We start from the raw sequence: 13,560 nt of genomic DNA, 5'->3' as shown, positions 1-13,560 counted from the left end.
GACGATCGGTCTAAATTGGAGGTGCACATGTTCAAAGGCATTTTGATCAACAAGGACGAGCAGGGTTATCGCGCTGACCTGGCAGATATCGATGAAGCTGCGCTGCCGCCCGACGATGTCACGGTGCGGGTATCCAGCAGCACTCTCAACTACAAGGATGCGCTGGCCATAACCGGTGCAAGCCCGGTAGTGCGCAGTTTTCCCATGGTGCCGGGTATCGATCTGGCGGGCACGGTCGAAGCCAGCGATACGCCGGAGTTCAAGGTTGGCGATCAGGTCCTGCTCAATGGCTGGGGCGTTGGTGAGGCGCATTGGGGCGGGCTGGCGGAAAAGGCGCGGCTCAAGAGCCAGTGGCTGATTCCGTTGCCCGAGGCTTTCACTCCGGCCCAGGCCATGGCCATTGGCACCGCGGGATATACTGCGATGCTTGCCGTGATCGCTTTGCAGAAACATGGCCTGACCCCCGACAGTGGCGACGTGCTGGTTACCGGCGCCAATGGCGGCGTAGGCAGTTTCGCGGTGGCGATTCTTGCCAGGCTTGGCTATCGGGTGGTGGCCTCCACCGGCCGTCCTGCGGAAAGTGCCTATCTGCAGCAACTGGGCGCAGCGCAGGTCATTGATCGCGCCAGCCTGTCCGAGCCGGGGCGTCCATTGGCCAGGGAGCAGTGGGTAGCAGCGATTGATTCGGTCGGCAGCCATACGCTGGCCAATGTCTGCGCCGGGATTCGCTATCGCGGTATCGTTGCAGCCTGTGGTCTGGCGCAAGGCATGGAGTTTCCGGGTTCGGTCGCGCCTTTCATCCTGCGTGGGGTGACACTGGCCGGGATCGACAGCGTCAATCGCCCCCGCGCCGACCGCCTGGAAGCCTGGACGCGGCTGGCCACTGATCTGGATCCTGAGCTGTTGCCGCTCATCAGCCGTGAAATCGGCTTGAGCGAGGTCATTGATATCGCCCCGCAACTGATCGCCGGGCAGGTACGTGGTCGTCTGGTGGTGGATATCAGCCGTTGACGCCAGGGTTGTGCAGGGAAAAGTCCGTGACGTCCAGAATCTCGATCCGTTGTGCTGCGGGATGCAGCGGGTTGAGCATGATGTTGCGGGCCTGCGGCAAAGCTGCAGACGGGATGATCAGCCCAAACTGCTGACTGCGCATGAGCCAGGCCGTGCCAAAACTCATGCTCTGGATATCCGCCGGATTGCTGGCCCAACCGGCGTCTAGCTGCTTCAGTTCGGGTTCGCAGTACAGCTCCGGTTCGTCCGGCAGCTTTACACGCACCAGCTTCAGCGCGAAGCGTGGCGTTTCGGTGCAATGGATCACCGTTTCCAACGCACAGATTGCCGCGCTCATGCCGAAATACAGCGCCTTGTACTCCTGATGATTCCAGCGCCCGCCATACAGCGCTGCAGGCTGGCCGCTCAGGTCGCTGGCGAACCTTGCCGAAGCGATTCTCCAGACCTCCATCACATGACTCCGCCATAGACGATGGCGGCGAGTGCTCTGTGCACCTGCCGGCCGCCAATCTCCGTTTCACAGCGCCGCAGGGGACGTTCATCGTCCAATGCCGCATTGATCGTCATCATCCAGTGACTGGCGCGTTCAGGCGTCTCGAACACCTCCATGGCTTGCGTGGCAAGCAGGGCGAGCCGGTCAAGGCGTTCCGAAGCCACCTGATCCAGCGGCTGTTGCTGGCGTTGACGCCGCTCCAGAGTCGATATCGAAGCATTGAGCAACGCTTCAAGCTGTTCATTACTCAGCCGGAAAGCCTCGCGAACCGAGCGGATCCAGCCGGGAGCAAAGCCCGAGCGGATATTGTTCAGGCGCTCGTTTTCGGTACGTTTACTGACTTGATGGGCAAGCAGCCAGAACTCGGCGCTGGACTCGCTGATGGGTGGGTGAGAGGGTGCGCGGGTGGACATCGAATGCCTGTCTTTTGCCGTGAGAAAACGCTCAAAAAACTATCGCAAACCGGCTATTCATCAAGTCGAAAGTTGTTACTGGCGATTGCCCGCAACCACCGCGCAAAAAAAAGCCACCTCACTGACGTGGGATGGCTTAAAAAGATCTAACCAAAGGAGTGATGAAGTAGAGCAAGTATTCAGGCCTGCGATGCGGTTTCGCAGGCTATCCACGTGTTCGATCATCACGGCTAACGGTAACACCGCTTTAGGCCATCCGATTATCAGCATCAATGATAGTGACTATCATTACTCCACTCTTGCATGTTCAAGCCGCGTAATTGCAACGCTGAGAATGTTTTATGCGAGAGACACGTCCTGTATCCAGGCCCGGCCTTGCTATGGACTGCTTGAGCCAATGTATCGCAGGTTTTCTGCAACTGGTTTCCTGCCCGGTGCGGCTGTAGCGATCTGCCATCAAAAAAATCGATTTCTGGTTCCTGACTTATCCAGCCATTGGATAGCCAACGATTTTCCGTGAATTCATGCTTTGCCCATCTATAACGCACGGGTTTGAGCATGGAAAAGTTCGATATTCACCGTACAACCAACTTTGAGGCCCTGGTTCACGAATACGGCCTCGATGGGAGCCGTCTGTTGCCATGGGATGGTTATCCGATGCCGTTTGCCGGGGGCTGGTGCGTGGTGCGTCCGGGCACCAGCAGCGAGGCTCACACCCAGATCGATCAGGAAATCTTCATCGCCATCAAGGGCCGTTCCAGGCTGGTGGTGGGCGAGCGTGAGATGGAGTTTGCGGTCGGCGATATTGCGGCGATTCCCAAACACACCAATCACTACGTCATCAATGATTCCGATGAGGACTTTCATTTCTACGTGGTCTGGTGGGACATGAATTATGTAAATGCCTTCGTCGAGCAGCACAATGAAACGACGGGGTGCCTCAATGACTAAGTTCATTGTCACCATCACGCCGCCCACACCCAACGGTGATCTGCATATCGGCCATATCGCCGGGCCATTTCTGGCGGCCGATGTATTCACCCGTGTCCAGCGCCAGCGTGGCCATGACTGTGTACTGGTTTCCTACTCCGACGACTATCAGTCCTACATGCTGCGCAAAGGCAGGGAGCTGGGTGTCGACCCGGTGCAACTGGCCAATCGCAACTCGGATCGCATCGAAGCGTCACTGGCAGCGATCAATATCCAGCCCGACAACTGGATGCGCCCATACGACAATCCCTGGTTCGCGCAGGCGGTGGGCGAGGTGTTCGACAAGGTTCGCCAGTCCGGTTTCATCGAATTTCGCGATGCCGAAGAGCCGTATTGCCCGGATTGCCGGGTATGGGGCTATGAAGCTTTTGCCCGGGGCAATTGCAACTATTGTGGCGCCGAGTCCGATGCCAGCCAGTGCGAGAACTGCGCCCAGGCACCCGATGCCGAGCTGATGACGGATCTGCACTGCAAGTTGTGCAAGGCCCCGTCGCAATGGAAAACCACCCACCGTGCTTTCCTGAAGCTGGCGGCTTTCAAGCCGGTATTGCGTGACCGGCTGCTGGGCCGCAAATGGCGCAAGCCGCTGGATAACTGGCTGCGCGACACGTTGGAACACGTGCATGACTGGGGCGTGACCCGCCCGGAAGACGGCGGGCTGGATCTGCAGGCCGATGGCTCCTGCCGGGTGCACACCTGGTTCATGGGGCTGGCCGGTTACATGGCGGCTTTCCGCGAGTATGCCGAGCGCATCGGGCGTCCCGAGCTGTTTCGCCAGTATTGGCAGTCGGGGCAGGGCACGCTGGTGCATTTCCTGGGCTTCGACTGTGTATTCAGTCACGCCATCGTCTATCCGGCACAGTTGTCGGCACTCGACGACATCAAGGTCAATCAGCGTTTCATTCCCAACCAGTTTCTCAAGCTCGATGGCCTGAACCTCTCGACCAGCCGCAACCACGCCATCTGGGTCGGGGATCTGGCCCGGGAAGCCTGCGCAGACAGCGCCCGCCTGTATCTGGCCAGTATCGCCCCGGAAGAAAGTGAAGGCGATTTCCGCCTGCAGCACTTCCTGCAGTGGCGTCAGGGTGTATTCAACGAGTTTTTCCCGGCCCTGCTGGAAGCCGGACAACGTTGCGATGACTGCTGGTGGAGTGGCGTCTGCGGCCAGGACGCCGGGTTGCTGGAGGCGTTGCGCCTGCAATGGGTCCGGGCTTCAGACCCCGAACACTTCTCAATGAAGGGCATGGCTCAGGTACTGCTGGATGTGATTGCCATAACCCGTACGCGCCTTGATGAAGGACGTGCGGTGATCCATCTGGCGGCGTTCCTGGCGGTGATCGGCAAGCCGCTGATCCCGGAGATGTCAGCCCGCATCGTCACGGCCTTCGGCCTGCCCGAAGCGCGGGTCAATGCCACGGTCATGTCCGGCTCGGCCGCTGAATACTCTATCTGAGCAGGAACATCTCGATGTTCATCGATTATGAAATTGCGGTGATTGGCGCCGGCATCGTGGGCGCCAGTATTGCCGCGAAACTCAGCAGCACCGGTGTGTCTGTGGCGCTGCTCGACAAGGGCGCGGCCGGTGCGCTGGGCTCCAGTGGTTACTCCGGTGGCCTGGTGCGCCTGTACGACACTGACCCGTTGCTGATGGAACTGGCCGCATATTCCATTGGTTTGATGGAAGAGGGCATCTTTGCCACGACCTATTCCAGCGCATTACGCCGCACCGGGATGATCTATCGGGCTGCACCGGATCAACTGGAAACCATCTGGAGTGCGATTCGCCAGCACGCCAAAGTGCGTTATCCCATGCATCTGGTCGGCACCCATGAGCTGGATGGCGTGCATTACCCGCATTGCCACAAGGACGCGCGGGTCAACCTGTTCGAGCCGCGGGCCAGTGTCGGCAATGTGCGTCAGGCGGTGGCCTCGTTGAGCAATGTGGTGCGCCAGTCCGGATTGCTGCTGGAACACAGCGAGGTGCAGTCCATCGATTGCCGTTCCAGTCACGATGTACGCATCGAGCTGGGCAATGCCACCTTGCGCTGCCGGGCGGTGGTCGTGGCCGCTGGTGCCTGGAGCGAGCGGTTGTTGCCGGGAATGGATTTCGGTCTGCAAACCCGTTCGATTCCACTGGCGCGGGTGATGACTGAAAACACCTGGTTAATGCCGATTATCGATGCAGTCACCCAGACTTACGGGATTCCCCTGACCCGTAATATCGTCCAGACCGGCTGCGGCTTGCGAGAGACGGGAGCCTTGCCGGAGAGTCTGCCGCGGCCCGATGAGCGTCATGTGCTGGACGCCAGTCAGCGGGTGCAGCAACTGTCGGCATCGGCCACCGACAGCTCGATCAGCGTGCTGGATGTGTTGCCGGGTTTCGATAGCTACAGCCCCGATGGCAGGCCGCTGCTGGGTTTTTGTGCGCCCTACAGCCCGATTTACCTGGCCACCGGAATGTCCGGGCTTGGCTTCAAGCTTGCGCCGGGGATTGCGCAGATCGCCTACGACCAGTTGCGCAGCCATCTGGCCGGGCAGGAACTCAACCAGGACTGGAAGGCCCTGTCGCCAGCCCGAGTCCAGGCAAATGCTACCGGTCCGAGTGTGCAGCCATGATTCCCTTGCGCAAGCCCCGCGCATTGCGGGTCGGCGTCAGTGCCTTGTTCGATCCCGATGACACGCCTCATGCACGAACTTTTCTGCGGGCGCTGGCTGTGGCCCGCAACTGCATTGCCGGGCTGGACCGGGTGGAGTGGTGCTTTCTCGACGATGGCGCCAATGCCTGTCGCGGTGCCGAAGTGGCGCGGCAGATGATCGCCCGGGAAGTGGATCTGGTCGTCGGGCATTTCTCTTCCGATGCCGCAGTGAGTGCGGCTGCGCTCTATCGGCAGGCAGGCATTGCCCTGTTGACCCCGGCGGCGACGATCGACTGCCTGACCCTTGAGCATCACAACGCCTTTCGCTTTTGCCCTTCGGACCGGCAACTGGCCAGGGATCTGCTGGCCTGGCTGCAAACCCGTCAGTGGCAGGCCGTGCATATCGAGGCTGACGACAGCGCCCATGGCCAGGCATTGGCCAGGGCCATCGCCGATGCAGCGCGACAGGCCGGTGTCCGCCAGGTCAGCACGCCCGGGCAGGCGCAGGTCGAGGTATTCGCCGGGCGCCTGCAGGCCAGTCGCGAGCATTGGCTGGCACGACGTGAGGCCGGCAGCACGCGGCCTCTGGTACTGACCGACGATGCCGCATCGCCTCATCTGGGCCATGCCCAGGCGCTGGATCGTGACACCTATGTGATCGGTTTCGGTATCGCGGGCCCGGCCCGGGAGTCGGGCGCTGCGCCATGTTCAGCAACGACTTTGCACCAACTGTTGTTCGGCGCACTGCCGGAAACCTATTACCGCGAAAGCCTGCTGATGTTTTACGTGCTGGCGGTACTGGCCAATGGCGCAGCGCGAAAGAGCGAATTGTTGGAGGTATTGAACAGCACAACTTTCAGTACACCGCTGGGCCTCGTCAGTTTTGATCAGGGCGAGTGCAGAGGAACGTTCAACAGTATCTGGAAGCTGGGTGAGGGAGGCCTTGTCCCTGTTATCGAGTAACGCAATCTGTTTTTTACTCCAGTTCTAAGGATGGTTCTTCAATGAGTAATTTGGCACCACATACAATTGATACCGATGCAGTCTGTATTGGTTTCGGTCCTGCCGGTATTGCACTTTCCTGTGTGTTTGAAGATGCACGGGAAGTTGCCGATCCATTGTCCGGGTTACAAGTCCGTTATCTCGAAGCCGCGCAGGATACGCAATGGCATCGTGAACTTCTGCTGGCCGGAACGGATATCAATCATCATGTCTTTCGCGACCTGGTGACACCGCGTAATCCGCGCAGTCGTTTTTCATTTGCCATGTACCTGAAAAGCCAGGGACGCCTGTTCGATTTCGGTCTGCTGGGCAGGCCAGCCAGCCGGCATGAATGGTCGGACTATGTCGCCTGGGTTTCCCGGCAAGTCGACAGCCACACCCATTTCAATGCGCCGGTCACGGAGATCCTGCCGGTCATTCGTGACGGTCGCTTGTGCGAAGTGCAGGTCCGGACCCCGGAGGCCTGTTTCAACACGCGCAATATCGTGCTTTCCAGCGGCAGCGCGCCACGCATTCCGGTCGAATTCCAGGCGCTGCTCGGCCCGAGCCTGTTTCATACCTCGCAATTCCTGACACGCCTCAAGGCGTTTGGCGACACGCTGCCCAAACGCTGGCTGGTGCTGGGCTCGGGGCAGAGCGCCAGTGAATCGGTGCTGGAGCTGCTGGGTCGCGACAGCAGCCTTGAAGTGCATTCGGTACATCGTTCCGCAGGCTTCAAGCTGACCCAGTTGGGCCAGTTCCCCAACCGGGTGTTCGCCCCGGATCACGTGGACTACTTCCACAGCCTCAACCATGCCGCACGCCACCGATTCCTCGACTGGAGCCGTTCGACCAACTACGCGGGCATCGATCCGGACGAAAGCCAGAAGCTGTTCTCCATGATCTACGAAGACTCGATTGCCGGGCGCAAGCGTCTGCAGACCTATGGCTACCAGATCGTTTCCCGTATCGAAAAACTTGAGCAGGGCTACCGCGTGACCTTGAACGATACCTTCAGCCAGCGCACCGAAGTGCTGGAAGTGGAGGTGATCGTGCTCGGCACCGGCTATCAGCAATATCTGATTCCGCCGTTGCTGAGCAACCTGCAACCCTGGCTCAAGGCGGATCTGGATGGCGGCCTGGTCATCGACCGCGACTACAACGTCGCCACTCAGGGCGACTGCGACGTGGGCATCTGGGTCAACGGCCTTTCCGAGCGCACCCATGGCATCAGCGACAGCCAGTCGTTTTCCCTGATGGCATTGCGCGCCGAGCGCATCGCCAATGCACTTGGACAGACCCTCAATACCCCGGCCGATGCTGCGCTCCTGACACAGTGAAGTGATCCTCATGTACGACAATATCTGCGATATCGTTCACGACCAGGCCTTTCTCAAGGTAGCGGGACTGGGTCATGACTTTTTCCTGAAGATGGAATCGCTCAATCCGGCCGGCTCGATCAAGCTCAAGACCGCCGTGGGCCTGGTGGATGATCTGCAGGCGCGTGGCCTGATCGGCCCGGAGACCATTCTGATCGAGTCATCGTCCGGCAATCTGGGCGTGGCCCTGGCGATGATCTGCGCTGAGCGCTCGATCCGCTTTACCTGCGTGGTCGACCCCAACAGCTCCAACCACAACATCCGCATGATGCGCACCTATGGCGCCGAAGTGCTCCAGGTCGATACCCCGGACGCCAACGGCGGCTTTCTCGGCACGCGCATCTCGCTGATCCGCGACAAGGTCGGCAGCGACTCGCGCTATGTGTGGCTCAACCAGTATGAAAATGCGGCCAATCCCCGCGCCCATGCCCGCACCACGGCGCGCTCGATCGGCCGCCATTTCGGGCATGTCGACTACCTGTTTGTGGGCGCCGGAACCACCGGCACGCTTATGGGCTGCGTGCAGTATTTCCAGCGGCATCATCCGACCACCAAAATCATTGCCGTGGACAGTGTCGGCTCGGTGACCTTCAACACCCCGGCCAGTCGCCGCTTCATTCCCGGGCTCGGCACCAGCCAGCGTCCGCCGATCTTCAGTGCCGAAGGCATTCATGCCCTGGAAATGGTCCCGGAATCGCGCACCGTGGCCATGTGTCGGGTACTGGCGCGCAGCAAGGGATTACTGGTCGGTGGCTCGACGGCCACGGTGATTGCTGCCGTGCATGCCTGGCGCGAGCGTATCGAGCCAGGCTCGGTGGTGGTGGCGTTGTCGCCGGACTGGGGCGAGCGCTATCTGGACACCCTCTACGACGATCAATGGGTCGAGCAGCGGTTTGGCAGCGAAGTGCTGAGCATGACCCTGGCCGACATGCCCATCGTTCCCGGATGGACCACTTACCTGGCTGCCGAACGCCTGCGACAGACACCTTTTCATGTGGTGGACGGCGAGGCAGTTGCGCGGATTCTGGCTGCCGACCCGCAAGCCTGCATCGACGATGTACAGCGGGCCTATCTGGAGCATGAAGCAGGGCGCTCGATAAACCCCGACAGCTATTTCCTGCGCTTTCCCCAGGCCCCGGCCAATCGCATCATTGCGCTGCCGGCCAGCCTGTCGGGTGAGCAATCGGTCAGTGGCATCAAATGGATTTCCAGCTTTCCCGGCAATATCGATTCCGGACTGCAACGCGCCTCGGCGGTTCTGATCCTCAACGATCCGCTGACCGGCTATGCCTTTGCCTGCCTGGAAGCATCGCGGATCAGCGCCATGCGCACGGCTGCCTCGGCGGTGCTCGGTGCACGCTGGTTGAATCGCCAGCAACGCCGTGCCAGGCGCATCGCCTTTATCGGCGCCGGGTTCATTGCCCGCACGATTCTCGACATGTTTGTCAGCGATGGCTGGCAGGTTGATGAAATCAGTGTCTTCGACAAGCACCTCGAATCGGCGCTGGCATTGATCGAGCATGCTTCGAGCCACCATCAATTGACCAGCCATCCGGCGGATCTGGAAAGCAGCCTGCAAGCAGACGTGGTGGTGTTTGCGACCACCGCGCCGCAGCCGTACGTAGCGGATTACCCGTTTCGTCCCGAACAGGTGATTCTCAATATCTCGCTGCGCGATCTGGGGCCGCAGGTGATTGCCGGCTGCAACAATATCCTTGATGACGTCGAGCATTGCCTCAAGGCCAGCACCTCGCCGGACCTGGCGGTGCAGCATTATCAGGATCGCTCGTTCATCACTGGCACCCTGGCGCAACTGATGCTGGGCCAGATCGAGCTGAAGCCGGACCGGGCGACGATTTTCTCGCCTTTCGGGCTCGGTGTGCTGGATCTGGCCGTGGGACAGCGGGTCTATCAGCAGGCGATTACGGACTGTACGGCGCTGTCCGTGCCGCGATTCTTTTTTGAATCGAATCGGTGGTGATGGGCATGCAGACTCTTTCCATCGAACGTTTTATCGAGCCGGCCCAAAGCATCGAACCGGCTACACGCAAGGTTGCGATTATCGGTATGGGCTCCCGGGGCCTGAGTATTCTGGAGCAATTGATCGGCATGGCTCGCGATGACCGCAGCCAGCGCTGGCTGATCGAGCTGTTCGATCCGCAGTCGCCCGGTAGCGGCCTGCATCTTGCCGAACAGCCGGATTACCTGATGCTCAACACCATGGCCGGGCAATTGTCGGCGTTTTCCAGTGCCTTTCCTGCCTGCGAACCGGCGGGCATGACATTTCTGCAATGGTGCACGGCCCATGGTCTGCGTCTGGATGAACGTGGCCATACCAGCGACAGCGAAAGCGCTCGCCCCATCGCATTTGGTGACTTCGTTCCGCGCAAATTGCTGGGGCGTTATCTGCAGGACAGTTATCGGTTCCTGCTTGAGCAGTGTCCGGCCCATGTCCAGGTTCGTCATTACCGGCAAACAGTGATCGCCTGCCAGCCATTGCCGGATGCGCCGGGCTTCAGGTTGCAGACCGCCAATGGGCAACGCTTCACGACTGAGGCGCTGTTTCTCACCAGCGGTCATGTGGTCGAGGCGCAGGCGCCACAGCACAGCGGCGAGCGGGTGCTGATCGAAGGGCTTGGACTGACCGCCATGGATACCGTGGCGGCTCTGACCCAGGGTCGAGGCGGGCGCTATGTACGTGACTCAGGCATCGCAGGCTGGCGTTATCAACCCTCGGGGCGCGAGCCGCAGATCTATCTGTTCTCCCGTTCCGGGCTGGCGTTCCATTCCCGTCCGCAATGGCGACAGGGGCGCGGAGTGGCGCTGCCCAGGCTGTTTTTCACGGCCCAGGCCATCGAGACCTTGCGCCAACAGCGTTTGCACGGGCAACTGGACTTTGTGCAAGACATTCTGCCGCTGATCGAAGACGAAATGCGTGGGGTGTTCTATCAGGCCCGTGTGCACCTGGAGGCTCCGCTGCAACTGGCGAGTCTTCAGCAGGCGCTATGGGACGCCGTGCAGCCTCAGGCCCGTGAGGCACTCTTTGCCCGCCTGGCCGACCAGTGGGGCGCATTCGAGCCCGGCCAATGGCTGTCGCCCCGGCGCTGGAGCGGCAATCCGGAGGATTACGGCCAGTGGTATCGCCAGTGGATCGAGGATGACCTGGCTCTCAGCCGTCGCGGTACGGCGCAGAGCCCGCTCAAGCAGGCACTGGAAGTCTGGCGTGATTACCGCGACCTGCTGCGAACCCTGGTGGATCGCCAGGGCCTGACGGAGCGTTCGACGCTTGAGTTCTATGCAATCTGGGCCGGGGTGTCGAATCGTCTGGTCGGCGGGCCGCAGAAAGAGCGTTACGAAGACCTGCTGGCCTTGCTGGATGCCGGCGTGGTCAGGGTCTTGCCGCCCATGGACGATGCGCGCTGTGCAGGCATCGACTTCGACCGGGTGATTCAGGCCCGGGTCCCGCACAGCGGCCTGGCGCACAACGACCAGCCGCTGGTCAGGGATCTGCTGCGTCAGGGAATGCTCCGCGCCGCCCATGAATATCCCGCCGATGGCATCGAGACCGACAGCGTCGGGCGTGCGCTGGACGTGGAGGGTTCTGTGCAGGAACGGCTCTGGGCGCTGGGCCCGGCGGTCGAGGGCTGCACCTTCTACAACCATTACGTCCCCACGCCGGAGCCGACCTGCCGGGCTCTGCTCGAAGCACGGCTGGCCGTCGAGGCGTGCATGAGTGCTCTGGGCGTTAACGCTGCAACTGCCCGAAAACCGTCATCACAAAACGTGTAACCCCATTATTTATTGCATTGAACAGGATAGCTCTCCATGTACGAGATCACGTTATTGACCGCGCTCGCCGGTGCTTTCATCGTCTTGATTATCAGTCCGGGCCCCAACTTTCTGGTGATTACCCAGCTGTCCTTCAGCCAGTCGCGACAACAAGGTATCTGCGCCGGGTTGGGCGTGGCTTCGGGAAGTATTATCTGGGCATTGTTGGCAGCCACCAGCCTGGGGGTGATCTTTCAACAATTGCCCTGGCTGCAACCGGCCTTGCAGTTGCTCGGTGGCACTTACCTGACCTGGCTCGGCAGCAAGAGCCTGCGCAGCGCCGGGAGCCAGCCCACGCCGCGTGACATCTCGGCACTGGGCATTGGCAGCCTGAGCCGTGCCTATCGCTTTGGCCTGCTGACCAATCTGACCAATCCCAAGGCGCTGGCTTTCTACACCAGCGTGTTCACCACCGTCACCACGCCGGGCATGCCGATGTGGGTACGTACTGCCGGGGTTTCGATCATCGCAATCCTGGCCATTTCCTGGTTCGTACTGTTGGCAACGCTGTTTTCGATTCCGGCCATTCAAGCGCGTTATCAGCGCATGAAAAAGGCCATCGACATCATTACCGGGCTGTTCATGATCGTATTTGGTCTGCGTTTGCTGATGGGTTTATTGCCTGCCGGTTTTATCAACTGAAACGCTCGCCTGAATAAAGGAATGCACAGATGCACACTAACGACTGGAACTACCCGACTTCAATTCGCGTGGGAGCAGGGCGTGTCCGGGAACTGGCCGAAGCCTGTCTGGCGACCGGCATCAAGCGTCCGCTGCTGATTACCGACAGGTTTCTGGGCAGCACCGACATGATTCGCAGTGCCCAGGCCGATTGCCACGATGTGCTGGGCCACTGCGGCCTGTTCGATCAGGTCAAGGGCAATCCCACCGGCGACAATGTTGCCCAGGGCCTGGAAGCCTACAAAGAGGGCGACCATGACGGCGTGATCGCCTTTGGCGGCGGCTCGGCGCTGGATGCGGCCAAGGCAGTGGCGCTGATGTCGGGCCAGACCCGCCCGTTGTGGGACTTTGAAGACATCGGTCAGAACCACCTGCGGGCTGATCCACTGGGTATTGCGCCGGTGATTGCCTTGCCCACCACTGCCGGGACGGGCTCGGAAGTCGGCCGGGCCTCGGTGATCACCGACGAGGAGGCGCGGGTCAAGCGCACCATCCTGCATCTGCGCATGATGCCGCGGATTGCCATTCTGGATGCCAACCTGACCCTCGACCTGCCCACGCATCTGACTGCCGCCACCGGAGCCGATGCGCTGACTCATTGCATGGAAGCCTATTGCTCGCCGGTCTATCACCCGTTGGCCGAGGCCGCGGCGGTCAAGGGCATGCAACTGATCAAGGTCCATTTGCCCAGGGTGGTGGCCGACGGTCACGACCTTGAATCCCGCCAGCAGATGCTGGTGGCTTCAAGCCTGGGCGCGGCAGCCTTTCAGCGCGGGCTGGGCGGGGTGCATGCCATCGCCCAGAGCCTCGGCGCGCTGTATGACCTGCACCATGGTTTGCTGAATGCGATTCTGTTGCCCTATGTGCTGCTCGCCAACGAGTCGGCCCTTAACACCCAAATGGATGATCTGGCGGTTTTCCTGCGCCTGCCGACGCCGGGATTCACGGGTGTGATGGACTGGTTGCTGCAATTGCGCGAGCAGATCGGCATTCCACATACCCTGGGGGAGATTGGTATCGATGAGCTTGATGCACAACTGGTGGGTCGCATGGCCTTCGCCGATGGCTGCTCGCATACCAACCCGATCCGCCATTCGGCACAGGTCTATTCGCAGACTTTCATTCGTGCGGTCAGGGGCTGCTAGCCG

13 protein-coding genes are annotated in these 13,560 nt (G+C 60.6%); 11 read left to right on the top strand and 2 right to left on the bottom strand.

The features are described 5' to 3' along the window. The first annotated feature begins 27 nt into the window (after nucleotides 1-27). A complete protein-coding gene (locus tag ALQ04_RS08500) occupies nucleotides 28-1,011 on the top strand; it encodes an MDR family oxidoreductase (protein ID WP_122315312.1) in 984 nt (327 codons plus the stop codon). Here ALQ04_RS08500 and ALQ04_RS08495 read toward each other — a convergent pair. After that, on the bottom strand, nucleotides 1,001-1,462 hold the full coding sequence (locus ALQ04_RS08495) for an RES family NAD+ phosphorylase (protein WP_122315311.1): 462 nt from the start codon (nucleotides 1,460-1,462) through the stop codon (nucleotides 1,001-1,003). The genes ALQ04_RS08500 and ALQ04_RS08495 overlap by 11 nt on opposite strands. Beyond that, a complete protein-coding gene (locus tag ALQ04_RS08490; RefSeq protein ID WP_122315310.1) occupies nucleotides 1,462-1,917 on the bottom strand; it encodes an antitoxin Xre/MbcA/ParS toxin-binding domain-containing protein in 456 nt (151 codons plus the stop codon). Before ALQ04_RS08490 ends, ALQ04_RS08495 begins: the two co-directional genes overlap by 1 nt. Between ALQ04_RS08490 and ALQ04_RS26710 the strand changes: the two genes are divergently transcribed. The 10 genes from ALQ04_RS26710 to ALQ04_RS08445 are packed head-to-tail and all read left to right on the top strand — an operon-like array spanning nucleotide 1,910 to nucleotide 13,557. Continuing rightward, nucleotides 1,910-2,437, top strand: coding sequence for a hypothetical protein (locus ALQ04_RS26710; RefSeq protein ID WP_147466574.1), 528 nt, complete (start codon nucleotides 1,910-1,912; stop codon nucleotides 2,435-2,437). The genes ALQ04_RS08490 and ALQ04_RS26710 overlap by 8 nt on opposite strands. 38 nt (nucleotides 2,438-2,475) lie before the next feature. Then, a complete protein-coding gene (locus ALQ04_RS08485; protein ID WP_122315309.1) occupies nucleotides 2,476-2,868 on the top strand; it encodes a cupin domain-containing protein in 393 nt (130 codons plus the stop codon). After that, nucleotides 2,861-4,360 carry a methionine--tRNA ligase gene (locus ALQ04_RS08480; protein ID WP_122315308.1) on the top strand — a complete coding sequence of 500 codons (1,500 nt, stop codon included), beginning with the start codon at nucleotides 2,861-2,863 and terminating at the stop codon, nucleotides 4,358-4,360. Before ALQ04_RS08485 ends, ALQ04_RS08480 begins: the two co-directional genes overlap by 8 nt. Nucleotides 4,361-4,374: 14 nt before the next feature. Further along, nucleotides 4,375-5,523 (top strand): FAD-binding oxidoreductase, encoded by a 1,149-nt coding sequence (locus ALQ04_RS08475; protein ID WP_122315307.1) that lies wholly within the window; start codon nucleotides 4,375-4,377, stop codon nucleotides 5,521-5,523. After that, on the top strand, nucleotides 5,520-6,506 hold the full coding sequence (locus ALQ04_RS08470) for an ABC transporter substrate-binding protein (RefSeq protein WP_122315306.1): 987 nt from the start codon (nucleotides 5,520-5,522) through the stop codon (nucleotides 6,504-6,506). Before ALQ04_RS08475 ends, ALQ04_RS08470 begins: the two co-directional genes overlap by 4 nt. Nucleotides 6,507-6,547: 41 nt before the next feature. Next, nucleotides 6,548-7,864 carry a SidA/IucD/PvdA family monooxygenase gene (locus ALQ04_RS08465; RefSeq protein ID WP_122315305.1) on the top strand — a complete coding sequence of 439 codons (1,317 nt, stop codon included), beginning with the start codon at nucleotides 6,548-6,550 and terminating at the stop codon, nucleotides 7,862-7,864. 10 nt (nucleotides 7,865-7,874) lie between these two features. Next, entirely contained in the window at nucleotides 7,875-9,884 is a 2,010-nt protein-coding gene (sbnB, locus tag ALQ04_RS08460; protein WP_122315304.1) for a 2,3-diaminopropionate biosynthesis protein SbnB, read from the top strand. A gap of 50 nt (nucleotides 9,885-9,934) precedes the next feature. Further along, complete coding sequence (locus ALQ04_RS08455) at nucleotides 9,935-11,692, top strand: FAD/NAD(P)-binding protein (RefSeq protein WP_409077247.1); 1,758 nt, start codon at nucleotides 9,935-9,937, stop codon at nucleotides 11,690-11,692. Between the two features lie 36 nt (nucleotides 11,693-11,728). Then, nucleotides 11,729-12,373: a LysE family transporter gene (locus tag ALQ04_RS08450; protein WP_122315303.1), complete on the top strand. Its 645-nt coding sequence runs from the start codon at nucleotides 11,729-11,731 to the stop codon at nucleotides 12,371-12,373. Nucleotides 12,374-12,402: 29 nt separating this feature from the next. After that, nucleotides 12,403-13,557 (top strand): iron-containing alcohol dehydrogenase, encoded by a 1,155-nt coding sequence (locus ALQ04_RS08445; RefSeq protein WP_122315302.1) that lies wholly within the window; start codon nucleotides 12,403-12,405, stop codon nucleotides 13,555-13,557. The last annotated feature ends 3 nt before the right edge of the window (nucleotides 13,558-13,560 follow it).

The organism is Pseudomonas cichorii, from assembly GCF_003700275.1.
GTDB lineage: Bacteria > Pseudomonadota > Gammaproteobacteria > Pseudomonadales > Pseudomonadaceae > Aquipseudomonas > Aquipseudomonas cichorii_B.
Note: the sequence above shows the minus strand (reverse complement) of the source record. Positions and strands in the feature narration are given on the sequence as shown.

Excerpts from the sequence above, each read along its gene's own strand:
- ALQ04_RS08500 (WP_122315312.1), top strand. The coding sequence starts at position 28 with ATGTTCAAAGGCATTTTGATCAACAAGGACGAGCAGGGTTATCGCGCT.
- ALQ04_RS08465 (WP_122315305.1), top strand. The coding sequence starts at position 6,548 with ATGAGTAATTTGGCACCACATACAATTGATACCGATGCAGTCTGTATT.
- ALQ04_RS08470 (WP_122315306.1), top strand. The coding sequence starts at position 5,520 with ATGATTCCCTTGCGCAAGCCCCGCGCATTGCGGGTCGGCGTCAGTGCC.
- ALQ04_RS08480 (WP_122315308.1), top strand. The coding sequence starts at position 2,861 with ATGACTAAGTTCATTGTCACCATCACGCCGCCCACACCCAACGGTGAT.
- ALQ04_RS08490 (WP_122315310.1), bottom strand. The coding sequence starts at position 1,917 with ATGTCCACCCGCGCACCCTCTCACCCACCCATCAGCGAGTCCAGCGCC.
- ALQ04_RS08445 (WP_122315302.1), top strand. The coding sequence starts at position 12,403 with ATGCACACTAACGACTGGAACTACCCGACTTCAATTCGCGTGGGAGCA.
- ALQ04_RS08450 (WP_122315303.1), top strand. The coding sequence starts at position 11,729 with ATGTACGAGATCACGTTATTGACCGCGCTCGCCGGTGCTTTCATCGTC.
- ALQ04_RS08475 (WP_122315307.1), top strand. The coding sequence starts at position 4,375 with ATGTTCATCGATTATGAAATTGCGGTGATTGGCGCCGGCATCGTGGGC.
- ALQ04_RS08495 (WP_122315311.1), bottom strand. The coding sequence starts at position 1,462 with ATGGAGGTCTGGAGAATCGCTTCGGCAAGGTTCGCCAGCGACCTGAGC.
- ALQ04_RS08485 (WP_122315309.1), top strand. The coding sequence starts at position 2,476 with ATGGAAAAGTTCGATATTCACCGTACAACCAACTTTGAGGCCCTGGTT.
- sbnB (WP_122315304.1), top strand. The coding sequence starts at position 7,875 with ATGTACGACAATATCTGCGATATCGTTCACGACCAGGCCTTTCTCAAG.